This window comes from Enterococcus sp. C74, from assembly GCF_040887125.1.
In the GTDB taxonomy this organism is placed as follows: domain Bacteria; phylum Bacillota; class Bacilli; order Lactobacillales; family Enterococcaceae; genus Enterococcus_B; species Enterococcus_B hirae.
Map to the genome: position 1 here is coordinate 358,515 of NZ_JBFOFA010000003.1, position 21,969 is coordinate 380,483.

At 36.7% G+C, this 21,969-nt stretch carries 22 protein-coding genes and 1 tRNA gene; 19 read left to right on the forward strand and 4 right to left on the reverse strand.

The features are described 5' to 3' along the window. The first annotated feature begins 31 nt into the window (after positions 1-31). A tRNA-Ser gene (locus tag AB3H93_RS06290) sits at positions 32-119 on the forward strand. Between the two features lie 612 nt (positions 120-731). Beyond that, entirely contained in the window at positions 732-2,096 is a 1,365-nt protein-coding gene (locus AB3H93_RS06295; RefSeq protein WP_368020312.1) for a DUF6056 family protein, read from the forward strand. A gap of 78 nt (positions 2,097-2,174) precedes the next feature. On the opposite strand, the gene AB3H93_RS06300 is transcribed toward AB3H93_RS06295, so the two are convergent. Next, positions 2,175-3,122: a glycosyltransferase family 2 protein gene (locus tag AB3H93_RS06300; RefSeq protein WP_368020313.1), complete on the reverse strand. Its 948-nt coding sequence runs from the start codon at positions 3,120-3,122 to the stop codon at positions 2,175-2,177. Between the two features lie 589 nt (positions 3,123-3,711). Between AB3H93_RS06300 and asnB the strand changes: the two genes are divergently transcribed. Beyond that, a complete protein-coding gene (gene asnB, locus AB3H93_RS06305) occupies positions 3,712-5,607 on the forward strand; it encodes an asparagine synthase (glutamine-hydrolyzing) (protein ID WP_053766724.1) in 1,896 nt (631 codons plus the stop codon). Between the two features lie 108 nt (positions 5,608-5,715). On the opposite strand, the gene AB3H93_RS06310 is transcribed toward asnB, so the two are convergent. Further along, positions 5,716-6,162 carry a DUF2188 domain-containing protein gene (locus AB3H93_RS06310; protein WP_010718834.1) on the reverse strand — a complete coding sequence of 149 codons (447 nt, stop codon included), beginning with the start codon at positions 6,160-6,162 and terminating at the stop codon, positions 5,716-5,718. Positions 6,163-6,368: 206 nt separating this feature from the next. On the opposite strand from AB3H93_RS06310, the gene rpmG reads away from it, so the two are divergent. Further along, positions 6,369-6,533: a 50S ribosomal protein L33 gene (gene rpmG / locus AB3H93_RS06315; protein WP_002320810.1), complete on the forward strand. Its 165-nt coding sequence runs from the start codon at positions 6,369-6,371 to the stop codon at positions 6,531-6,533. A 168-nt stretch (positions 6,534-6,701) separates the two neighbouring features. Next, the gene (locus AB3H93_RS06320) at positions 6,702-7,205 is read left to right on the forward strand and encodes a dihydrofolate reductase (protein ID WP_010737807.1); all 504 of its coding nucleotides are present in this window, start codon (positions 6,702-6,704) and stop codon (positions 7,203-7,205) included. 78 nt (positions 7,206-7,283) lie between these two features. Here the strand turns inward: AB3H93_RS06320 and AB3H93_RS06325 are convergent, their stop codons facing one another. Beyond that, positions 7,284-8,240: an ABC transporter substrate-binding protein gene (locus tag AB3H93_RS06325; protein ID WP_368020314.1), complete on the reverse strand. Its 957-nt coding sequence runs from the start codon at positions 8,238-8,240 to the stop codon at positions 7,284-7,286. A gap of 142 nt (positions 8,241-8,382) precedes the next feature. Here AB3H93_RS06325 and AB3H93_RS06330 point away from each other — a divergent pair, with 142 nt between their 5' ends. From AB3H93_RS06330 to AB3H93_RS06380, 11 genes are all read left to right on the forward strand, one after another. After that, positions 8,383-9,216 (forward strand): ABC transporter ATP-binding protein, encoded by an 834-nt coding sequence (locus tag AB3H93_RS06330; protein WP_172595703.1) that lies wholly within the window; start codon positions 8,383-8,385, stop codon positions 9,214-9,216. Further along, positions 9,213-10,202: an iron ABC transporter permease gene (locus AB3H93_RS06335; RefSeq protein ID WP_014834567.1), complete on the forward strand. Its 990-nt coding sequence runs from the start codon at positions 9,213-9,215 to the stop codon at positions 10,200-10,202. Before AB3H93_RS06330 ends, AB3H93_RS06335 begins: the two co-directional genes overlap by 4 nt. Then, a complete protein-coding gene (locus tag AB3H93_RS06340; protein ID WP_053766727.1) occupies positions 10,199-11,194 on the forward strand; it encodes an iron ABC transporter permease in 996 nt (331 codons plus the stop codon). The genes AB3H93_RS06335 and AB3H93_RS06340 overlap by 4 nt, the downstream gene beginning before the upstream one ends. 361 nt (positions 11,195-11,555) lie before the next feature. Further along, on the forward strand, positions 11,556-12,101 hold the full coding sequence (locus tag AB3H93_RS06345) for a 5-formyltetrahydrofolate cyclo-ligase (RefSeq protein WP_010737802.1): 546 nt from the start codon (positions 11,556-11,558) through the stop codon (positions 12,099-12,101). 13 nt (positions 12,102-12,114) lie between these two features. After that, entirely contained in the window at positions 12,115-12,813 is a 699-nt protein-coding gene (locus AB3H93_RS06350) for a rhomboid family intramembrane serine protease (protein WP_063627259.1), read from the forward strand. 20 nt (positions 12,814-12,833) lie between these two features. Further along, positions 12,834-13,046 (forward strand): YqgQ family protein, encoded by a 213-nt coding sequence (locus AB3H93_RS06355; protein WP_010718842.1) that lies wholly within the window; start codon positions 12,834-12,836, stop codon positions 13,044-13,046. Then, positions 13,046-14,011, forward strand: coding sequence for an ROK family glucokinase (locus AB3H93_RS06360; protein WP_010718843.1), 966 nt, complete (start codon positions 13,046-13,048; stop codon positions 14,009-14,011). Before AB3H93_RS06355 ends, AB3H93_RS06360 begins: the two co-directional genes overlap by 1 nt. 14 nt (positions 14,012-14,025) lie before the next feature. After that, entirely contained in the window at positions 14,026-14,421 is a 396-nt protein-coding gene (locus tag AB3H93_RS06365) for a rhodanese-like domain-containing protein (RefSeq protein WP_010737800.1), read from the forward strand. Positions 14,422-14,856: 435 nt separating this feature from the next. Then, positions 14,857-15,567, forward strand: a complete 711-nt coding sequence (locus AB3H93_RS06370; RefSeq protein WP_368020315.1) for a hypothetical protein — start codon at positions 14,857-14,859, stop codon at positions 15,565-15,567. A gap of 150 nt (positions 15,568-15,717) precedes the next feature. Beyond that, complete coding sequence (locus AB3H93_RS06375; protein WP_010737798.1) at positions 15,718-16,083, forward strand: DUF488 domain-containing protein; 366 nt, start codon at positions 15,718-15,720, stop codon at positions 16,081-16,083. Beyond that, positions 16,080-17,897: an FAD/NAD(P)-binding protein gene (locus AB3H93_RS06380; protein ID WP_368020316.1), complete on the forward strand. Its 1,818-nt coding sequence runs from the start codon at positions 16,080-16,082 to the stop codon at positions 17,895-17,897. Before AB3H93_RS06375 ends, AB3H93_RS06380 begins: the two co-directional genes overlap by 4 nt. 126 nt (positions 17,898-18,023) lie before the next feature. On the opposite strand, the gene AB3H93_RS06385 is transcribed toward AB3H93_RS06380, so the two are convergent. Beyond that, positions 18,024-18,191, reverse strand: coding sequence for a DUF3042 family protein (locus tag AB3H93_RS06385; RefSeq protein ID WP_010718848.1), 168 nt, complete (start codon positions 18,189-18,191; stop codon positions 18,024-18,026). A 233-nt stretch (positions 18,192-18,424) separates the two neighbouring features. Here AB3H93_RS06385 and galE point away from each other — a divergent pair, with 233 nt between their 5' ends. The 3 genes from galE to AB3H93_RS06400 are packed head-to-tail and all read left to right on the forward strand — an operon-like array spanning position 18,425 to position 21,925. Next, the gene (gene galE, locus AB3H93_RS06390) at positions 18,425-19,414 is read left to right on the forward strand and encodes a UDP-glucose 4-epimerase GalE (protein ID WP_368020317.1); all 990 of its coding nucleotides are present in this window, start codon (positions 18,425-18,427) and stop codon (positions 19,412-19,414) included. A gap of 7 nt (positions 19,415-19,421) precedes the next feature. Further along, the gene (gene galT / locus AB3H93_RS06395; protein ID WP_368020318.1) at positions 19,422-20,906 is read left to right on the forward strand and encodes a UDP-glucose--hexose-1-phosphate uridylyltransferase; all 1,485 of its coding nucleotides are present in this window, start codon (positions 19,422-19,424) and stop codon (positions 20,904-20,906) included. A gap of 38 nt (positions 20,907-20,944) precedes the next feature. Next, positions 20,945-21,925 carry a LacI family DNA-binding transcriptional regulator gene (locus tag AB3H93_RS06400; protein ID WP_368020319.1) on the forward strand — a complete coding sequence of 327 codons (981 nt, stop codon included), beginning with the start codon at positions 20,945-20,947 and terminating at the stop codon, positions 21,923-21,925. The last annotated feature ends 44 nt before the right edge of the window (positions 21,926-21,969 follow it).

Sequence of the window (21,969 nt, forward strand, 5' to 3'; positions counted from 1 at the left end):
TTACTAAAAAAAGTTTAAAAATAATAGGTATGGAAGGTTGGCAGAGTGGTAATGCACCGGACTCGAAATCCGGCGAACCGGCTAATACCGGCGCGCAGGTTCAAATCCTGTACCTTCCTTTATACCAACAGTTAGACACGATTTAGGTCGTGTCTTTTTTGTTGTGTTTTTTAATCTGAATTATTTTTTGACTCCCCCGAAAGACTATTCTGATGGTGCGACATTAAACCCACACTTTACTCAAAAAATGAATCAATAGTGTTTAAGCAGCAGCTTCTTGGAATAAGCTTGAATTTTTCAAACATGGAAAGATGTTTAAAAAATTCTTTCTTGTTGTCATTGGAGCTACCCGAAGTTTTCATAACCTCTTTTTGTATTCCGAATTTCCGTCAGATGCCTATCGATAGTTATTGTAACTTTTGTCTCTTCATGAACGATATCATTTAGAAGGGAGAATTTATGAATGTTTCAAAAATTATGCAGTGTTATTTGTTTGGAGTACTTATTTTTCTTGTAAAGTTTTATTAACAAGTAATGAATACTTTTTTAGCCGAATATGGTTGATCAAACGCTTTGGAAAACCAATGAATGAAACCTGTTAATTGTTATGTTTATTTTTGATAAAGTGACCAGTTTGTTCATTATTTAAAAATAAAAGGATGAAAAAAATATAGGAAACAGAAGCCTCTGTGTTATAATTGCTGGGATAAATTATAAAAAGGAGTTTAATAATGTACTGGAATAAAAAAAGAATTAATAAAGAATTATTTTTTTTGCTTTTAGTTATTTGGCTTGGTTTTTTATTTTTCAATCTATATATGCCATCATTTAGAGCAGACGATTTAGTTTACTCAAATAGATTAGACCAACTAGGGTATTTAGGAGCTTCGATCGAACATTATAAAACTTGGAGTTCGAGAATTATCATAGAGCTGTTTATGATGTTTTTTTCTAAACATTTTCTGCTGTGGAAATTTGTCAATTCAATCATCATGTTGGTCACGGTTCTGATGATTTGTAAGTATGTTTTTGAAAAATTGGATGGTAAGAACGTGTTGCTAGTTACATCTGTCTACTGCTTAGTCCCACTTACCGTGATGGGGGAAACAGGCTGGGAGTCGACAACTTTGAATTATCAATGGTCCGTTTCATTTTGCTTATTCGCTTTTTTCCCATTCTTCCAACGCTTAAAAGGAAGAGCTATCACTCCTAGTATTTATTGGTTTAGTTTGCCTTTCCTGATATTTGCTGCTAACCAAGAACAAGTGAATGCGTGCTTTTTTACTTTAACGGCCATTATAACTGGCTATTTATTATATAAAAGAGCATATCATCGCTTATTGATTCTCCCATTGCTCATAAGTTTTATTGAGTTACTATTTTCGTTGACAACACCGGGGAATGCCATCAGGACATCTCAAGAAATTAGTAAGTGGTTTCCTCAATATGATCAATTTGGGTTTATTACTAAATTGGATTTGGGTATTTCTTCTTTTGGAAAACCTTTTTTCCTAGATACAAATGTATTGTTCTTAATTTTGTTCTTATTTGTTTTTTTACTTTCTTATAACAAGTGCAAAAATTATTATGGTCGCTTATTATCTGCTATACCTTTTTTCTTGAATCTGATTATCTATCTAGGGAATACGATGGGTGAAAGTTTTATACACATTCGTGGCAATAGTCGTGCACAAATATGGGATAGCAGTCACTTAACAAAGCTATTTACCGATACTGGAACGAATCTGTCACTTACTCGTCCTGGATCATGGCTAGCGACTTTACTTGTTTTAGGTTTATTGGCTTGTTTGCTCCTAGGGATTTACTTAAGTTTTGAAAATAAAAAAACAGCATCTTTTCTTATGTTGTTAATGATGATGGGCGCTTGTTCAAGAATAATTATGGGATTTTCTCCTACGATCTGGGCTTCAGGAATGAGAACTTATTATATTTTATATATTGTTGTAGGAATTTTAGTGTTAATGCTGGTAAAAGAATTGTTGAAAACCTGGAATCCGCAAAAAGCAGAACTCGTACAATTTAGTTTGACTATGCTGGGGATTGGGACCATTGTTTTGACCATCATAAATAGATGAAAATAAAAAAAGACTCAAGTTGTAGGAAATCCAACAGTTAGATCACTAACTATTGAGATCGTTACAACTTGAGTTTTTTTATTTCTCGCTTTGATAGTTTTTTGGATTAATTTTTTCAGTCTCTCTGATAATATACACTGGACGTTGTTTGGTTTCTAAAAAGATTTTTCCAATGTATTTGCCAATTATTCCAAGACACAATAATTGGATACCTCCGATAAACAAGAAAATCGAGACCATGGAAGGCCAACCAGCTGTAGGATCACCATACAACAGGGCACGTAAAATAATAAATAAAATAGCAAGACCTGAACCAATACATGATAATGCCCCCACGAATGAAGCAATTGTTAATGGTGCATCTGAAAAGTTGACGATTCCATCAATAGAGTAATTAAATAATTTCCAAAAAGACCAAGAGGTTTCACCAGCTACTCGTTCACGGTTTTCAAAGGAAATATAGTTGGTTTTAAAACCAACCCAACTGAACAAGCCTTTCGAAAAGCGGTTGTATTCAGTTAATTCCAAGATAGCATCAACCATTTGGCGAGTCATTAAACGGAAATCTCTCGCTCCGTCAACCATTTCAGTATCACTGATTTTATTGATTAGCTGATAAAATTTCTTAGCAAAAAAACTACGGATCGGTGGTTCACCGTCACGAGTCGAACGACGAGTACCGACGCAATCAATATCAGATTGCATAATTGTTTCAATCATTTCTGGTAATAGATCAGGTGGATCTTGTAGATCAACATCCATTACAGAGACAAGGTCGCCAGTAGAAGCTTGTAAACCAGCATATAAAGCAGCTTCTTTCCCAAAATTTCGAGAAAAGGAAATAAAGCGTACATATTCATGGTCATTAGCTAATGCTTTGATTGCTTGTAATGTATTATCTCTTGAACCATCATCAATAAACAAATATTCAAATTCATGTATTCCCTTAAATTTTTCGACCTCGTTAAAAAAAAGAGGAACTGTTTTTTCTTCGTTATAGCATGGAACCACAATTGATACTTTCATAACATTACCCTTTCCAATAAAGATCCTTCATAATAATAACATGAATGAATCAAAAAAAATATAGTTTTAGAGATAAGTAAACGAACAAAGTCTTCTCAGCTATGTTCGAAGAAATAGAAATGAAAATATAAACCAGATATTAGGCGAGATGAGGTCAGATCTAGTTAGGTTTATTTGTAAGTGGAAAATATATTCTTGTTTTTAAACGAGATTGTTCCAACTGAATTTCTTTCACGACAAGAAGGTTTAAGAGTAAAATCAAACAAGTCTTATTGGAAATCGCTCGTAACTTAATTAGAGCGGATTATTTAGTAAGGACTATCTTTTGATTGGTTAAATGATAGAGATGATTAAATAATAATGAATATTTTTCAAGTCTTTGCTAAACAAAATAGCTTCCTTAGTCAAAACATGTTAAATTAATTAATAGGACTACTTTTTTTATAGTAGAACTCAAAAATATTCACTGTTATTTCATGTGACGAAACTGTAAGAGAGCTATTATTTCAAGATTTAATAGCCTCTATGATAAGATGCTTATGGACGAAACAAAGTAATAGTAATTATTATCTAGGATGTGAAAAATAAAATGTGTGGAATTGTAGGATTTATTAACGACAAAGACAATAAAAAAGCAATCGTAAACGACATGATGGATCGAATCGTTCATCGGGGACCGAATAGTTCGGGTGATTATATTGACCAGCATGTTGCTTTAGGATTTAGAAGATTAAGTATTATCGACTTAGAGGGTGGAAAACAACCTATCTATAATGAAGATCGAACAAAAGTCATCATTTTTAATGGGGAAATCTATAATTACCAACCTCTTAGAGAAGAGCTGATTGCAGCTGGACATATTTTTCAAACACATGCGGATACAGAAGTATTGTTGCATGGTTATGAAGAATGGGGAACTGATCTATTACAAAAGGTTCGGGGTATGTTTGCCTTTGCAATCTGGGACAATAAACGCAATGAATTATTTGGTGCTCGGGATCATTTTGGAATCAAACCATATTATTATGCGGAAATGAACGGCACATTTATGTTCGGATCAGAAATCAAAAGCTTTTTACCACATCCAGATTTTCATAAAGAATTGAATAAAGAAGCCTTGAAACCTTATATGACATTTCAATATTCACCATTAAATGGAGAAACCTTTTTTAAAGGGGTTCACCGTTTGCCAGAAGGTCATTATTTCACTTACAAAGATAATAAGTTAGCGATTCATCAATATTGGGATGCTAATTTTGAAGAAAAACAAAACTATTCACGGAAAGAATGGATCGATAAGATTGATGAAACAGTTGAAGCATCGATTAAAGCACATACGATCAGCGATGTAGAAGTTGGCTCATTCTTATCTAGTGGGGTAGATTCAAGCTATGTGACTTCTGTATTAAAACCTGATCATTCTTTTTCAATTGGGTTTGATGATAAAACATATAATGAAGCTATTGAAGCTAGAAAGTTAACAGAACTTTTGGACTTAGATAATACAGCAGCTGTCATCGATGGAGATATGTCATTTAAAGCTTTTCCTTTGATTCAATACCATTTAGATGAGCCAGATTCGAATCCTTCATGTGTCCCACTTTATTTCTTAGCAAACTTGGCTTCGCAAAGTGTTCGAGTTGTCCAATCAGGTGAAGGGGCAGATGAACTATTTGCGGGATACCAAACTTATGGGTTCCATACGAATTCAAAAGTTATTCGTGTCATTGCTCAAGGGTTGAAGAAACTACCAAAAGGAACACGTTATAACTTGGGACGAAAAATTGGCAAGATGAAAAACTTCCACGGTAGAATCCATTTATATGAATCTTTAGCTCCTGCGAAAGAATATTTTATTGGTCATGCCCGAGTGTTTGAAGAAAACGAAGCGTCAGATATTTTAACACAAGAATACCAAAAGGCTCCTTCCGTTCAGGAGATTATGGCAGTCCATTATGCTAAAACTGAAAAAATCGAAGATGAAGTGAACAAAATGCAATACGTTGACCTTCATCAATGGATGCCAAAAGATATTTTATTAAAAGCGGATAAATTATCAATGGCCAGCTCACTTGAAGTACGCGTACCGTTACTTGACATCGAAGTGATGAGGTTGGCAGAACAGATCCCAAGTAAGTATCTGTTAAATCAAAATAATACCAAAGATATTTTCCGACAAGCAGCAAATAAACATTTGCCAGAAGAATGGTCTAACCGTGTAAAACTTGGTTTCCCAGTACCAATCAAAGCTTGGTTGAAAGAAGACCATGGTTATCAACAAGTCAAAGAATTATTTGAGGCTGATTTTGCCAAAGAATTCTTTGATCAAGAAAAAATTATGAAGTTGTTAAATGACCATCATGAAGGGCGTCATGAAGAACAACGAAAAATTTGGACGATTTTCAGCTTTTTAACTTGGTATAAAGTTTTCTTCGTTGACGAAGAAATCCCTAAGGCTGAAGCAATCGATTATGTAACAGTCTAAAAAGTAATCAGTTAGCGAAGCAAAAGAACATCCCGCTTCGAGCGGATTGATTTTATTCCTTTTTAACAGTGAACAACTCCTCCTTTATTGTGGAGGAGTTGTTTTTTATTAATAGTTTATTTCTCTTTCTTTCGTTCCGTCTTTTTTGTAGATAATTAATGATGTGTTTTTGTTTTGAGCAATTTCTTTCCCTTTTTCAATCGCTTTTTCTTTCGTATCAAAATGATTACTTGCTTTTTTAGCTCCTTCTGATTGGACCATCCACTTATCTTCTTCAAATTTTACGATCACTTTGGCTGTCAATAATTTAGAAGCTCTTGGATTTGTGTCATGAGAATCATGCTTTGTTGGATTTTTTTCTTGAGAAAACTCTTTTTTTTCAGTAGAAGTAGCATCTTCTGACCATTCTTTGGCTTGTTTGATAGCAATCGGAATAGCACGATCATCAGGATAGCCTTCTGCAAGCAAGGCGTTACCGATATCGATTGCTTTCTTTCGTGTTAACTCTTCTAAATTTTTCATTGCAGGCGGATAATCTTTCATATTCCAAGGCATAAAATCTTCCTCCTCAAAAATTATTTATATTTCAAGTGTAAGCGCAATAGTTGGAAAAGGAAAAGATTTTGTTTAGCAAGTAGTTATTTAGATCACTTTCGTCAAGTAGTTTTACTTAACAAATTTTGTAAAAAGGCTAGCAATCTAGTGGAAATCATGGTAAGATAATCAAGTCTGAGAGTCATCTTAGAGGATTCTAGTAAAAAATGGGAGGGAAAAACATGCGCGTAAACATTACTTTAGAGTGTACTTCTTGTAAAGAACGTAACTACCTAACAAGCAAAAACAAACGTAACAACCCTGATCGTTTGGAAAAACAAAAATATTGCCCACGCGAACGTAAAGTTACTTTACACCGTGAAACTAAATAATTAGTTCAGCGTAAGTCTAGAATCCTTTTTAGGAAGCTAGACTTTTTTTAATAGTGAAGGTTGAATGAAACCATAAACCTGACAAGCGACTCTTTTTCTTGTAACAGGGTCGTTTTTCTTGTATGATTGAAATCGTTTGTTCAAATTCAGTTTGAGAGGATGAAACACATGTTTATTTCAATGTGGGCACAAGACAAGAATGGTTTGATTGGAAAAGATGGTCTGCTTCCTTGGAGGTTACCAAACGATATGCGTTTTTTTAGGGAACATACGATGGATAAAATATTAGTGATGGGGAGAAAGACATATGAAGGCATGGGCAAATTGTCTCTTCCTTATCGGCATATCATTGTGTTAACTACTCAAAAAGATTTTAAAGTAGAAAAAAATGCGGAAGTCCTTCATTCGATTGATGAACTTTTGGCATATGCCAAGGATATACCTGAAGATATCTATGTGTCAGGAGGAAGTCGAATTTTTCAAGCTTTGTTACCAGAAACAAAAATCATCTGGCGAACATTAATTGATGCAGAGTTTGAGGGGGATACATTTATTGGAGAAATCGATTTTACAAGTTTTGAATTAGTGGAAGAACATGAAGGAATTGTCAACCAAGAAAATCAATACCCTCATCGATTTCAGAAATGGCAAAAAATGAGCAAAGTGGTTTAGCACATAGTTAAATAAAAAAAGACGTTCACTCCAATTTGTAAAGAAAGGAAGGTGAACGTCTATTCTTGTTCAGGTGATTTATTTCAAATTTTTTTGGATATCATTGACCATATTTTGACTAGCTATTGGACCATTATAGAGCCAACTAGATTCAGGACCAAATTCTAAGACATGATTTTCTTTGACCGCTTTTAAATTTTGCCAAGTTGCTTCATTAAACATCGCAGCTTTTTCATCACTGTTGACTAAGATGAGATAGTCTGCATCTAACTCTGCTAATTTTTCTGCAGAGACAGCTGACCAATCTGAAGTTGCATTTTTAGAGATTTCAGTAACTAGATTTGGCACACCAAATTTTAGATCACCGTAAATGATTCTTCCACTTGAACGTGTTTCACTAACCATAAATGCTGAGTTATTCGTTACCCATAAAACAGCAGCCGTTTTGCCGTTGATTTTATCTGCGAGTTCTTGTCTAGTGGCTTTCACCTTTTTTTGGTAATCAGTAATGATTTTTTCGGCTGCTTGTTCTTTATTTAATGCTTTTCCGATATCTTTTAGTTGGGTTTCCCAAGTGACATCATTCCCATTTTTTACGACATAGGTTGGCGCAATTTTGCTGTATTGCTCGTATTTACCTCCTTCAACTGTAGCCGAAGAAGAGATCAATAAAAGATCGGGTTCATAACTTAAGACTTTTTCATACGGAAGATCATAAGAGATCGTGGGAACATCTTTTAATTCTTTTTGTAAATAATGTTGAATCGATCCACTACCAACTGTCCATTGAGCAACAGGTTTTTCACCTAAAGCGATAAGATAGTCTTCGAGGTAACTCCCGATGATTCGTTTTGGTTGATTAGGGATCTCGACTTTATGACCCAAGGCATCAGTCACTAGGTGAGTTTTTGCAGTTGTTTCATTACCTGCTGTGTCAGTTGAATTGGATGAATTATTTGAAGAAGAGCAGGCGCTAAGTAAACTAAGCAGCAACACTGTGGCCCCAATGGTAAAGATATTCTTTTTTAGTTTCATTTTTTCCTCCTGAAGGGATTTTCATTGATAATCATTCTCAATTGATATTATTCCTGACAATAGTGGTCATGTCAACTATTTTCGGGAAAGAGCCATTTTGAGTAAAACTTGACGAATTTGTGAAGGAGCTTCATAATTGAGAATGATTTTCAGGGAAAGGATGAAAAATTTGACGACGATTGAAGCTGTTGATATTACAACGGGTTACTTAAATAAACAAGTGATTGAAAAAATGTCTATCAAGATACCAGAAGGAAAAGTGACAAGTTTGATTGGTCCTAATGGCAGTGGTAAATCAACTTTATTAAAAAGTTTTACTCGACTGTTACCTGTCAAAGAAGGAAAGATTATCGTAGATGGATCTGAAATTTCTACATATAGTCCTAAGATGTTAGCGCAAAAAATTGCACTGTTAGCCCAAAGTAGTGAACACCCTTTAGGCATGACTGTCGAAGAGGTGGTCTCTTATGGTCGTTATCCTTATCAAAAATTTTTTAGTGGATTAAATGAAGAAGATCTACATGCTATCCAATGGGCGTTGGAAGCGACACAACTAACTAAGTTGAAAGAAAGAGAGCTTTCGAGTCTATCAGGTGGACAAGCTCAACGAGTTTGGATTGCGATGGCTTTAGCCCAAGAAGCGGATATTTTGATTTTAGATGAGCCAACCACTTTTTTAGATCCTGCGCATCAATTGGAAATCTTACATTTACTGAAAGAGATCAATCATATCAAACAGACAACCATTTTAATGTCGATCCATGACATCAATCACGCTTCTCGCTTTTCTGACTATTTAATTGGGATGAAAGCAGGACAAATAGTGGTTCAAGGCACACCTGATGAAGTAATCACAACGTCATGGATGAGGGAAATCTATGAAATTGAAGCGCAGATCATCGAATTGCCTGAAACGAATAAACCCGTTGTTTTGTCTTACGATTTAATCAATGATCGTAAGGAGGATGAACAATGAAGACAAAGAGGAAACGAATGATTCTTTCCCTATTGTTGCTAGGAGTAGTTAGTATATTTTTCTTTGCGTTAGCCAATGGAGCGGCGGTTGTCGACTTTTCTAATTTGTGGCAAGCGATTTTTAAATTTGACGACTCAGTTCAATCGCAGTTGATTATCCGAACGATTCGGTTGCCTCGAGTGCTGGGGGCTTTCTTAGTCGGAAGCTGTTTTGCTCTTAGTGGCGCATTGATGCAAGGGGTGACACGGAATCCTTTAGCTGATTCAGGGTTATTAGGAATTAATGCAGGAGCATCACTTGCAATGGCTCTTTGTTTTGCGTTTTGGCCACAAGCTTCTGCTTTTTCTGTTTTTTTACTGTCATTACTTGGTTCGTTGGTAGTTACGTTATTTGTTTTTGGTTTCTTACGTTTTTCAAAAATGGGGATGAATCCACTTCAATTGATTTTAGCAGGTGTTGCGATCAGTACTTTTTTTACAGCTATTAGTCAAGCGCTGACACAACTATTCAATTTGCAACAAGACTTGGCGTTTTGGTTCGTGGGAGGCGCTGCGAATGTCACTTGGCATCAATTGGAAATTTTGGCTCCGATTTATCTGTTGACAGTTAGTGGCTCTTTTTTGCTAGGTCGCTCCATCTCGTTGGTCAACTTAAGTGAGTCACATGCCTTGGCATTAGGAGGTAACCCTGGACGGATCAGATTTTTTGCATTTGTATTAGTGGCGGGGTTAGCTGCAATGGCGGTGTCGTTAGTTGGACCAGTTTCATTTATTGGATTGATGGTTCCACCAATCGTCCGAGGAATCATTGGTTCCGATTATCGGTATGTTTTACCAGCCTCTTTTTTAGTAGGTGGAGGATTAGTGATGTTGGCGGATTATGTTGCACGAATGATCAATCCGCCATTTGAAACGCCATTCGGCTTAATTATTTCCTTGATCGGTGTACCGTTTTTACTACTCCAAGTAAGGAGGGAACAAGGATGAAAAGAAGTTACCAATCACTAGTTGTTTTATTTGTTTTATTAGTTGTTAGTATAGTTGCAAGTTTAATGATTGGCACACCATTTATTCCATTTGATCAATTAGCTGAGGTGTTTCAAGGGAAGGGTTCGGCAATCCAAGAGTTGATTGTTTATGAATTTCGTGCCCCTCGTCTATTAATCAGTCTTCTTGCTGGTATGTGTTTAGGTATTTCAGGCTTTATCTTGCAGGGAGTTACCAGAAATAGACTAGCTGATGCTGGCATATTGGGCATTAACGCTGGAGCAGGTTTTTTCGTTATGATTTATTTGGGCTTTTATGCCAACCAAACTTTTCCGTTTTTACTATTGATCGTGGCTTTTCTAGGCGGCTTGCTTGCAGCTTTACTTGTGTACTTGTTTGCTTATACGAGAAATAGTTTTTTAGGGATGAACCGGCTTTTACTATCAGGAATTGCAGTCAATGCTGGATTGTCGGCATTGATGCTTTTATTTACGATTAAATTGTCGAAAGAAAACTATGGTTTTGTTAATGCATGGTTAGCAGGTTCACTTTGGGGAGCTAGTTGGCCATATGTTTTCTCATTGTTACCTTGGGCAGTCATTTTGCTTCCTTTCGTGCTGATTTACAGTCGACGAATTGGTTTATTATCTTTTGGTCAAGAAAGAGCGCAAAGTCTAGGATTAGACGTGCAGAAAAGTCAAAAAATCCTATTGATACTCGCTGTTGCTTTAGCCTGCGGAAGCGTTGCGGTAGCTGGCAGCTTATCTTTTGTCGGTTTGTTAGCTCCTCATTTGGCTAAATTTGTCGTCAGAAGAGAAAATCAACTGTCCTTGATCTTGAGTGGATTATTTGGGGCATTTTTTGTAACGATTGCAGATGTTCTTACACGAGTGATTCTACCAAGTGGTGAGATTCCTACTGGGATTTTAATTGCGGTCCTAGGAGCTCCATATTTCTTATATTTATTATTTTCCAAACAAACGATTGCTTAGAAAATAAATACGGGGAAGAAACGATTGTGTTGAGTAAGCAGTGTTTCCCAAAGTAGTTTCTCGTTATTTTGAGACTACGATTATTCTGTCTATTCAAATGAAAAGAGTGAATCAGAGGTCGTGAAGGCATCGGAAAGCTCCAATGACAATAAGAAAGAATTTTTTTTAACAGCTTCTCATGTTTTGAAAAATTCAGGCTTATTTCAAAGAGCTGATGCGTGAACACCGTTTACTCGTTTTTAGAATAAAGAGTGAGAGTGATGTCTTAAATTCTGTTTATAAAACTCTTTTTATTTAAAAAGTTAAATTGCTATTTTTACTATTTTCCGCTACCATTTTAACGAGAGGTGGGTTGATACGTTTGAGTCATATTAAAGAAAAACTTAGAAAACTTGGCATTGAAAATTTACAAAAGATTGCTAGAAGTGAACAGAAGCAGCAAAAAGAGCAAAAAATTTACCAACAACTCTTTCAAAGTAATGAATGGCAGCAAGCAAAAGTGGTTGGTTTGACGATGGCAAATGAGATAGAAGTGGCTACGACCCCAATTATTGAAAAGGCATGGGAAGAGGGTAAAACCATACTTGTTCCTAAGACATTGCCTGAACGTCAAATGTGTTTTTTTAAAATTGATCCGGATACCCGATTTGAACGCACCGCTTTTGGCGTACTGGAGCCATTATCTGATCATTCTTTTTCACCGGACGCTATCGATTTGCTGATCGTTCCAGGGGTTGTTTATCATCAAAATGGTTATCGGATTGGTTTTGGTGGAGGCTACTATGATCGCTATCTAGCCAATTATCCGAACCAGACATGTAGTCTGGTTTTTCAAGAACAAATAAACAATCAATGGGTACCAGAAAGTTTTGATAAAAAAGTGCAACACTTGTTTATCGATAAATAATAAGGAGGGTTACATGAATTATCAACAGAAATTAAAATTAAACGCTTGGCTAAGAAGACCAATTTTGACTTATTTGTTTTTAGCGATACAAACCATCGTGTTTGCAATGATGGAGTTCTTTCCATTTTTAAATATTCCAGCATATTTAGGCATGTTTGGGCCGTCTATTGTAGTTGGAAATGAATGGTGGCGGTTTATTACACCGATTTTCATTCACTTTGGACTGGTGCATTTTGTCATGAATTCTTTGATTTTATATTTTATGGGAGACCAAATTGAAACACTCTACGGCCATTGGCGTTTTTTCTTGATCTATTTGTTTAGTGGTATCCTTGGGAATGCAGCGAGTTTTGCATTCAACGATCTTGGCGTTCTATCTGGTGGAGCAAGTACTTCTTTGTTTGGTTTGTTTGGTGCGTTATTCATTCTTGGTTTTCATTTCAAAAATAACTCTCAGGTTCGCCAATTGATTCGTCATTACATGTTGTTTATTGTTATCAGTTTTGTATTTGGTTTGACGGATACCTCAGTCGATATCTGGGGGCATCTCGGTGGGATTGTTGGTGGCTTGCTTATAGGAAATATCATCGGCCTACCACAGAAAGTGACCAATTACTCGATTCATCAAAAAATCCTATCTACGCTTGTTTTTGGATTTCTTTTGATAATATGTGTTTTATTGGGTTTAAAAAACTACGGATTACTTGTATAATGTGAAGGAAGTGCTTTGAGATGGAGAGCTTATATGACGTGCAACAACTGCTCAAACGATTTGGCATCTTTGTCTATGTTGGGTCACGTATCTATGATATTGAATTAATGACGATTGAATTGAAGAATCTTCATGACAGTCGTTTGATCGATCATGATACATACATGACAGCGTGGCGCATACTAAAACGAGAGCACCGAGTGGAAGAAAGCCGAAAGAAAGGAAACTTGTAATGGACAAAAAAATTATTGGGATTGATTTAGGTGGAACAACAGCAAAATTTGCAATTCTAACACCAGAAGGAGAGATTCAACAAAAATGGAGCATCGATACCAATATATTGGATGACGGTAAACATATTATTCCGGAAATTATCGAGTCAGTAAATCATCGTATCAAATTATATAACATGAATGCTGAAAATTTCATCGGAATCGGTATGGGAACACCAGGAAGTGTCGATAGTGAAGCAGGTACAGTGATCGGAGCCTACAATTTAAATTGGACTGAACTTCAATACGTAAAAAAACAAATTGAAGAAGGAACTGGAATCAAATTTGCTATTGATAACGATGCGAACGTTGCTGCTTTAGGTGAGCGCTGGAAAGGTGCAGGGGAAAATGATCCTGACGTTATTTTTGTTACCTTAGGAACGGGTGTCGGTGGCGGAATCGTTGCTGCTGGGAACTTGATCCACGGCGTTGCTGGTGCAGGTGGCGAGATTGGACACATTACAGTGGACCCAGAAGGTTTTGAATGTACATGCGGTAAAAGAGGGTGCTTAGAAACAGTTTCAAGTGCAACAGGTGTAGTTCGCTTAGCACGTTTCTTAGCAGAAGAGTATGCCGGAGATTCAAAATTAAAAGCAATGCTTGATAATGGAGAAGAAGTAACAAGTAAAGATATTTTTGAAATGGCACAAGCAGACGATCCATTTGGTCTGATGGTCGTTGATCGTGTTTGTTTCTACTTAGGATTAGCTTGCGGTAATCTAGGGAACACTATGAACCCATCAAGTATTGTTTTAGGCGGCGGAGTATCTGCTGCCGGGGAATTTTTACGTAGTCGTGTTGAAAAATATTTCAACCAATTTACGTTCCCTCAAGTACAACAATCAACAAAAATCAAATTAGCAGAATTAGGAAATGAAGCTGGCGTGATCGGTGCTGCTTCATTAGCCTTGAAATTTGCGGAATAACGTGGAGGAATGACATGGTTTTATGGGTAATTAACATCATTTTGCTATTGATTATTCTTGCTATTGTGTTTTGGGAAGTTTATCTACGAGTAATGGCAAAACGTTCTGCAAAAACACTGGAAGAAGAAGAATTTCGTGATGGGATGCGTAAGGCACAAGTCATTGATGTTCGTGAAAAAGACGTGTTTGATGCAGGACATATTTTAGGGGCAAGAAATATCCCTTATACTGTTTTAAAAGATTCATTAGGATCTATCCGAAAAGATCAACCGGTGTATATCTACGACCAAAAGAAAAGCTTAAGTATTCGTACAGCGAATAAGTTAAGAAAAGCTGGCTACCAAGATATCTATATCTTAAAAGGTGGATATGATGGCTGGTCTGGCAAGATTAAAAGTAAAAAAGTATAGAACGTCATGACGTCAAATTATCGGTCAATCCTGATGAGTCGTGTAAAGTCAAATCTGGGTCAGAATGAACCTCATTCTGTCTCAGATTTTTTGTTATTTCATTTGGAAGGAAAATGGGGCTGAAGGATCAACTTTGATTCTGTAGTAACCACCAGAAGTTAGATTTTGGTCTTACTTTTTTGGATTGATACATTCATCAGTTCCACAAATGACAGAGCCAATTTATCAGAAGTTTTTGTATATAAAGTAACAGATACTTTTTAGAAAATTGCATGACTGATTATTCGATTAGGCAACGGGAATAAAAAGGATTCATTAGATCGCACAAGATAAAATACTAAATTTTATTCTTTTTAGAAATAAAAGTTCTATCTCCATTGCGTACGTCATGTATGATGATTCAATGATAAATCAAACAATGGGGGAGAAAAGGCAATGCCAGAAATATCTAATGAAACTTTCACTGAGCAACAACCTGCAGGAATAGTAAAAAAAGAAGAAATAACAGAAAAAAGAAAAAAGGAACTTGATAAACTTGTTGGAACGATTGAGGTTTCACTAGCTGGTAAATTAAAAGGAAAGACATATGAGGAGATCGTTGAATCGGTTGTGTCTAAGATTATAAATAAGAAGGTAAAGCAATCTGAACTTGGGAGAGTATTATACTCACTAGATCTTTCTGCCCAATTATATCAGCAGGTCGTAAAGGACTATAACATAAAACGCTTAATCAACCATGATGGTCCAAGCCAAAGTAAAGTCTCTATAACCAATTCTGTGGTTATAGAAAATATAGAAAGCGCAATAGATTCTCCACAAATAATAATAGAAGATCAATCGGTCGAACAAAAAGATAGTTCAAAACCAGAAAGCATTCAAGAACAAAAAACAAGTAAGTTGACAACTGAAAAGCTAACGTTCAGGAAAAGGATTAAGAAGTGGGGTCAATCGTTAAACATTTTCAGAAAGAGTAACACAGATAAACCAGAGAATATAACAAATTGTCAAGAAATTGAAATGGATAAGGGTGGGGTACCTTTAAAAAAAATATTGAGACGACAATCGAGCGAAACTAATGATGCTTGTCATAATAATAATCAATGCCAACACATTGTTCCTCTAGAAAAGGGAGATAGGAATCACTAGCAAGTATCCATAGAGCGTGCAAAATTGAAATTTAGTATTTAAGGAGTACTAACAGAAATCAAGCCACGATTTTTTGCTATGACATAATCAAAGGAGAATCTAATCACTTATGCTATGATCAATGTATAAGCAATGAAAGAAATGGAGAAAATGATCAAACTGAAAAGAGTGTACAGTGCGCGCGAAAAGGGTGATGGCTTTAGAATTTTAGTTGATCGAATATGGCCAAGAGGGATATCAAAGGAAAAAGCACAGATTGATCTATGGTTAAAGGAGATTGCACCAAGTACTGAGTTGAGAAAATTCTTTGGACATCTTCCTGAGCGTTTTCCTGTTTTTGAAGAAAAATACCTAGAAGAGTTAATGACAGATCAAGAAAAGCAATTGGCAGTCAAGCAGTTAGCTGAACTCTGTCAAAACTATCCAATTGTGACCTTAGTTTATGGTGCAAAGAATGAACAGCAAAATCAAGCCGTGGTGCTAAAAGCGTTGATGGAAAGGAAGCTGAATCGATGATTATTGGCATTGTTGGGGCAGGCCCCAGAGGACTAAGCATGGTAGAACGATTGATCCGAAACAATCGGGAAAACCAACATATCCAGATCTGTTTATTCGATCCTGATGGGCCTGGTGGTCGAGTCTGGCGGCTCGATCAACCAACAGAGTTATTGATGAACTCAGTCTCTCAGCAAGTTACGCTTTTTACAGATGAAACATTAACAAGTGGCGGAGAGATTTCACCGGGGCCTAATTTATATCAATGGAGCCAAACAGAGGCGAAAAAGTATATCGAAAAGCAACAGTTTGTGAATAAAGAATTTTTTTTGGCAGAAGCCGAGCGCTTACGTGCCAATGAACCAGCTACCAGATGTTTTTATGGCTTGTACCAGCAGTGGTTTTATGAACAATTAAAAAAATTAGCACCGCATTCATTCACTATCGTTCGATCCTTAGTGAAAGAGATTGATAAGATAAAGACAGGTTTTTACTTGAAAACAAACGAACAGCATTTAGTAGTAGATCAGTTAGTGATGACTACGGGACATTGGGAAAATAAAGTATCCAAAGACGAGAAAAGGTTTTATGACTATGCTGAAAAAGAGCAATTGTTCTACCAACCGCCAGCAAATCCAGCTGATGTTTCCGTAGAAACTATTCCGCCAAAAGCCACAGTGATTCTTAGAGGATTAGGTCTAAGTTTTTTTGATTATGTAGGTTTACTTACCGAGAATAGAGGAGGTAAGTTTGAAAAACAAGGAGAGAAATTGGTATATTTGCCGTCTGGACGTGAGCCGATCGTATACTGCGGGTCTAGAAAAGGGTTGCCCTATTTTCCTCGAGGAAAAAATGAAAAACGGGGAGGAGCAATGGCTGTTCCTAAATTGATCACCAAAGAAAATTTAGCAAAGCTTTATCAAAATCAACAATTAACTGGGAAACTGTTTTTCGACTTGCTAAAAAAAGATGTCGAACTTTTTTATTATAAGAAATTAATTGAGGAAAAACATCTAGCTATTTCACCAGTATTATTTGAACAAATCTTTTTAACACGTGATCAAAGTGATTGGCAAAAACAATTTCCTGAATTACAGCCTTATCAATGGGAGTGGGATTTTTTTGAAACGCCTATCTATCATGAGAAGCATGACTTTCAAAAAGAAAGTCGAAGGTTTATTGATTATCAAATCAATGAATCAATGAAAGGAAATTGTACTGGGGCGCTTGCTTCAGCTTTTGATGCGTTAAAAGATTGGCGTGATCCTGTCCATTTGGTCATTGAATGGGGCATCTTCACTGCCAAAGAATATAGAGAAGTATTATGGGGTTGGTTTACTAAGCTCAATGCTTTTCTCACGATCGGTCCGCCAGTTGTTCGGACAAGAGAATTAGCCGCTCTGATTGATGCGGGTATTTTCACAATCGTTTCCCCACCGCTGGAAATCAAAACAGAGGCCGGTTTCTTTATCGTAGAAAACGAGGGACAACGGATTGAAAGTCGCTACTTGATTGAAGCCCGACTCCCGCAGACTGATTTGACACAAACAAAGAACCCAGCATTAAATAGCTTGAAAAAACATCAGCTGATTCGTCCTTTTACTTATCAGGACACGACTGGCGTGTATGAAACTGGTGCAATTGATATCAAACTAAGCACCAATCAAGTCTGGAACAAACAGGGAGAGCTAGAAGAAAATTTATATTGTTTAGGGATTCCGGTCGAAGGTGTGGATTGGTTGACAGCTACAGTCTCACGACCATATACCGATGCTTGGAATTTGAGGCAAATCGATAAAGTGGCACAGCTGATTCTTGGAAGGACAACCAATTGAAGCAAAAAACACAACCGACTCTAAAGGCTAGATCATTCATCTAACTTTTAAGATCGGTTGTGTTTTACTAATTAATAATGATTCTTTGGGTTATAAAAGGGATGATTTTCTTGAATCGTTTAAAGATTAGCGAGCTACACGTTTACGCATCGCTTTTTTACGATTTTCTTCGATCATTGTTTCTTTTTCATCAATGGGATCGATTACTGTTTTTTTAACTGAAGCTACCAATCCAGCAACAGCTGCCGCTGTTGCAAGACTACCGACTAAAATTCCAGATACAAATTTTTTCATTAAATCCACCTCGTTTATTAGTTGTTGCTTCTATTATGTAACAAATTGAAAAAAAAGGCTAGTCTGACGTCTATTTATTGGAAACCTTTACAAATTTTCCTTGAAAATATTTACTAAATGTTTTATTATAAATTTACTAAATAAATAGCAAAGGCAACAGAAACAAAAGGGTCATAGTTTCAAACGATCCAAAACGTACTTTTTGCTGCTTTTGTAAAAAAAGGAGTGTTTTCATGGCAATCTTGGTATTGGGTGGCGCAGGTTATATCGGTTCACATGCTGTTGATCGGTTGATCAATCAAAACTATCAAGTGGTAGTAGTGGATAATTTATTAACGGGGCATCAAGCAGCAATTCATCCTAAAGCACAATTTTACAAAGGTGACATTCGGGATAAATCTTTTTTACAGTCTGTTTTTGAAAAAGAAACGATCGAAGGAGTCCTTCATTTTGCAGCTAGTTCATTAGTGGGAGAGTCTGTTGAGAAACCATTGAAGTATTTTAATAACAATGTCTATGGTATGCAAATATTGTTAGAAGTGATGCATGAATATCATGTGAAGAAGATTGTCTTTTCATCTACAGCAGCCACTTATGGTGAACCTACAGAATCACCAATTACCGAAGCAACTCCTACGAATCCAAAAAATCCGTACGGTGAAAGCAAATTGATGATGGAAAAAATGATGAAATGGTGTGACCAAGCCTATGGCATGCGATATGTAGCATTGCGTTATTTCAATGTAGCAGGTGCAAAAGCAGATGCATCGATTGGGGAAGATCACACACCAGAAACGCATTTAGTTCCTATTATTCTCCAAGTAGCTCTAGGCCAACGTGATTCTTTGGCGATTTACGGTGATGATTACGATACACCCGATGGAACATGCATCCGAGATTATGTTCAAGTGGAAGATTTGGCTGATGCCCATATCTTAGCTTTAGAATATTTAAGAGCGGGGAATGAAAGTAACTTCTTTAATCTAGGGAGCAATCAAGGCTACTCCGTCAAAGAAATGCTTGAAGCGGCTAGAGAAGTAACAAATCGAGAAATTCCAGCTAAGGTGGCACCACGTAGAGCCGGAGATCCAAGCCGGTTGGTCGCTTCTAGTGCTAAAGCTGAAGAAATCTTAGGTTGGCGACCAGCTTACACAGATGTAAAAGAAATCATTAAAACAGCCTGGGATTGGCATGTGAGTCATCCCCATGGTTATGAGGAGTAGAGAGAAGATGACAATCAGTCAAACGATTTGTGATTTTACGACACTAGCAATTGAAGCTGGTGGCTGGATGGAAATGGATCGAATTTATTTACAAAATCGAATTTTGGGAATGATCGGCGAAGAGGCTTTGGAAAACACTGAAGTGCGCCCTGTTTCTGAAGAATCGATGGTGTTACTTGATCGGTTAGTCGAACAAGCCAAAAAAAATGAAGTGGTTACTGATTTACCAGCTGAAATCGAAATCTTTGAAGCACAATTAATGGATTTTTTAACACCACCACCATCAGTAGTCAATGCGTTTTTTGCACAACATTACGCAACAAATCCAGAAGAAGCAACAGACTACTTTTATCAATTGAGTAAAAGAAATGATTATATCAAAACCAGAGCGATTGCGAAAAATATCAGGTATACGTATCCTTCGGAATATGGCGAATTAGAGATTACGATCAATTTATCCAAGCCTGAAAAAGATCCTAAGCAAATTGCTGCCGAAAAACATGCCAAAAAAGTTGATTATCCTGAGTGTATGCTTTGTATGAACAATGAAGGCTATAAAGGACGTTTAAATTATCCAGCTCGCACCAATCATCGAATCATCAGAATGAATCTTGATGGGGAAAGTTGGGGATTTCAGTATTCTCCATATGCTTATTACAATGAACATTCGATCATCTTGTCAGAAGAGCATCGTCCTATGAAGATTACGAAAGAAACATTTTCACGTTTATTAAAAATCACAGAGGTTTTACCACACTACTTTGTTGGTTCAAATGCAGATCTGCCAATTGTTGGAGGATCGATTCTGTCACATGACCATTACCAAGCAGGGCGCCATGAATTTCCAATGGCTAAAGCTCCAATCGAACGATTAATCAAATTATCGGATTATCCTCAAGTAATCGCAGGTGTTGTCAAATGGCCGATGTCTGTCATTCGTCTGCAAGCGACGGGGAAAGAAATCCTAGTGGAAGCTGCTAATAGTATTTTAGAAAAATGGCAACAATATTCAGATCCTGCGGTAGCAGTGACGGCATTTTCTAAAGATGGTACGCCCCATCATACGATTACACCAATTGCTAGAAAACGCGAAAATTATTTTGAACTCGATTTAGTGTTACGAGATAACAATGTCTCTGACGAATATCCAGAAGGGATTTTCCATCCTCACCGAGATATCCAGCATATTAAAAAAGAAAATATCGGTTTGATCGAAGTCATGGGATTAGCTGTTTTACCACCTCGTTTAAAATCAGAAATGGCAGAAGTAGAAAAGTATTTGCTTGGACAAGAAAATAAGATAGCTGAGTATCACATGGAATGGGCGAAGGGCTTGAAAGCCGACCATCCAAATGTGACAACTGAAACAGTAACAGAGATCGTTCAGCAAGCTATTGGTAAAGTTTTTGCTCGTGTGTTGGAAGATTCAGGGGTATTCAAACGCGATACAAAAGGTCAAGAAGCTTTCCAACGCTTTACTGCAACGCTTTAAGAAGAATGCCCGAGTGGAATAGATAGGAGGAGAAACAAGTGGCAACGATTAAAGATATTGCAAAGTTGGCAGGGGTTTCTCCTGCTACTGTGTCAAGAGTCTTAAATGATGATCAGGAGTTATCAGTTAGCCTAGCAACGAAAAGAAAAATTTTTGAGGCTGCTGAAGAGTTGAATTACACGAAGCATCATAGAAACACATCGTTGAATCAAAAGTCGTTGCGTTTGATCCAATGGTACAATGATCAAGAAGAATTAGAGGATCTCTATTATCTTGCTATTCGTTTGGGAATAGAGAAAAAGGCAGAGGAATCAAATGTGACTTTGCTAAAGGAAACGTGGGACGCTATCAGTGATAGACCGACAAATGGAACGATTGCTCTAGGAAAATTCGATGAGCAGCAGTTGATTGAATTGAAGCAGACACAAAGCAATCTGTTATTAGTTGATTTTGATGGAACACCCTATAACATTAATTCATTAATCGTTGATTTTCAAACAAGTATCCAAAAAGTGATTGATTATTTTTTTAACCAGGATAAAAAAGCGATTGCAATGCTTGCTGGTAGGGAATACACCAAAAAAGGACATAAACGGATTGATGACCCAAGGATTGCCGCCTACCAACAAATCATGGCTGGTAAAGGATTGACTACAACGATCATTGAAGCAGATTTTTCAGTTGAATCTGGCTATCGGAAAGTCAAAGAATACTTAGATAGTGGACAGTATTCGTTTGAGGCGCTGTTTGCAGCAAATGATACACTAGCGATCGGCGCATTGAAGGCAATTAACGAAAAAGGTCTGAAAGTACCTGAGGATATCTCATTGATCGGATTCAATGATATTAGTGTAGCAAAATATGTTTCCCCAGCTCTTTCGACAGTCAAAGTTCACACGGAATGGATGGGGGAACTGGCGGTAGAGACCGTTTTACAAATGATGAATGAAAAAGCACCTGTTTCGAGAAAAATCATTGTAGAAACGGATCTTATCTTGCGTGAGTCTACAAAAAACTAAAGAACAAATCAAGAGAAAGTTGCGAATGATTGCAACTTTTTTTC

Coding starts and splice junctions, on each gene's coding strand:
- galE (WP_368020317.1), top strand. CDS start 18,425: ATGGCAATCTTGGTATTGGGTGGCGCAGGTTATATCGGTTCACATGCT.
- AB3H93_RS06335 (WP_014834567.1), top strand. CDS start 9,213: ATGAAGACAAAGAGGAAACGAATGATTCTTTCCCTATTGTTGCTAGGA.
- galT (WP_368020318.1), top strand. CDS start 19,422: ATGACAATCAGTCAAACGATTTGTGATTTTACGACACTAGCAATTGAA.
- AB3H93_RS06320 (WP_010737807.1), top strand. CDS start 6,702: ATGTTTATTTCAATGTGGGCACAAGACAAGAATGGTTTGATTGGAAAA.
- AB3H93_RS06365 (WP_010737800.1), top strand. CDS start 14,026: ATGGTTTTATGGGTAATTAACATCATTTTGCTATTGATTATTCTTGCT.
- AB3H93_RS06330 (WP_172595703.1), top strand. CDS start 8,383: ATGATTTTCAGGGAAAGGATGAAAAATTTGACGACGATTGAAGCTGTT.
- AB3H93_RS06340 (WP_053766727.1), top strand. CDS start 10,199: ATGAAAAGAAGTTACCAATCACTAGTTGTTTTATTTGTTTTATTAGTT.
- AB3H93_RS06295 (WP_368020312.1), top strand. CDS start 732: ATGTACTGGAATAAAAAAAGAATTAATAAAGAATTATTTTTTTTGCTT.
- AB3H93_RS06350 (WP_063627259.1), top strand. CDS start 12,115: ATGAATTATCAACAGAAATTAAAATTAAACGCTTGGCTAAGAAGACCA.
- rpmG (WP_002320810.1), top strand. CDS start 6,369: ATGGGAGGGAAAAACATGCGCGTAAACATTACTTTAGAGTGTACTTCT.
- AB3H93_RS06325 (WP_368020314.1), bottom strand. CDS start 8,240: ATGAAACTAAAAAAGAATATCTTTACCATTGGGGCCACAGTGTTGCTG.
- AB3H93_RS06300 (WP_368020313.1), bottom strand. CDS start 3,122: ATGAAAGTATCAATTGTGGTTCCATGCTATAACGAAGAAAAAACAGTT.
- AB3H93_RS06385 (WP_010718848.1), bottom strand. CDS start 18,191: ATGAAAAAATTTGTATCTGGAATTTTAGTCGGTAGTCTTGCAACAGCG.
- AB3H93_RS06375 (WP_010737798.1), top strand. CDS start 15,718: ATGATCAAACTGAAAAGAGTGTACAGTGCGCGCGAAAAGGGTGATGGC.
- AB3H93_RS06370 (WP_368020315.1), top strand. CDS start 14,857: ATGCCAGAAATATCTAATGAAACTTTCACTGAGCAACAACCTGCAGGA.
- asnB (WP_053766724.1), top strand. CDS start 3,712: ATGTGTGGAATTGTAGGATTTATTAACGACAAAGACAATAAAAAAGCA.
- AB3H93_RS06355 (WP_010718842.1), top strand. CDS start 12,834: ATGGAGAGCTTATATGACGTGCAACAACTGCTCAAACGATTTGGCATC.
- AB3H93_RS06360 (WP_010718843.1), top strand. CDS start 13,046: ATGGACAAAAAAATTATTGGGATTGATTTAGGTGGAACAACAGCAAAA.
- AB3H93_RS06380 (WP_368020316.1), top strand. CDS start 16,080: ATGATTATTGGCATTGTTGGGGCAGGCCCCAGAGGACTAAGCATGGTA.
- AB3H93_RS06310 (WP_010718834.1), bottom strand. CDS start 6,162: ATGCCTTGGAATATGAAAGATTATCCGCCTGCAATGAAAAATTTAGAA.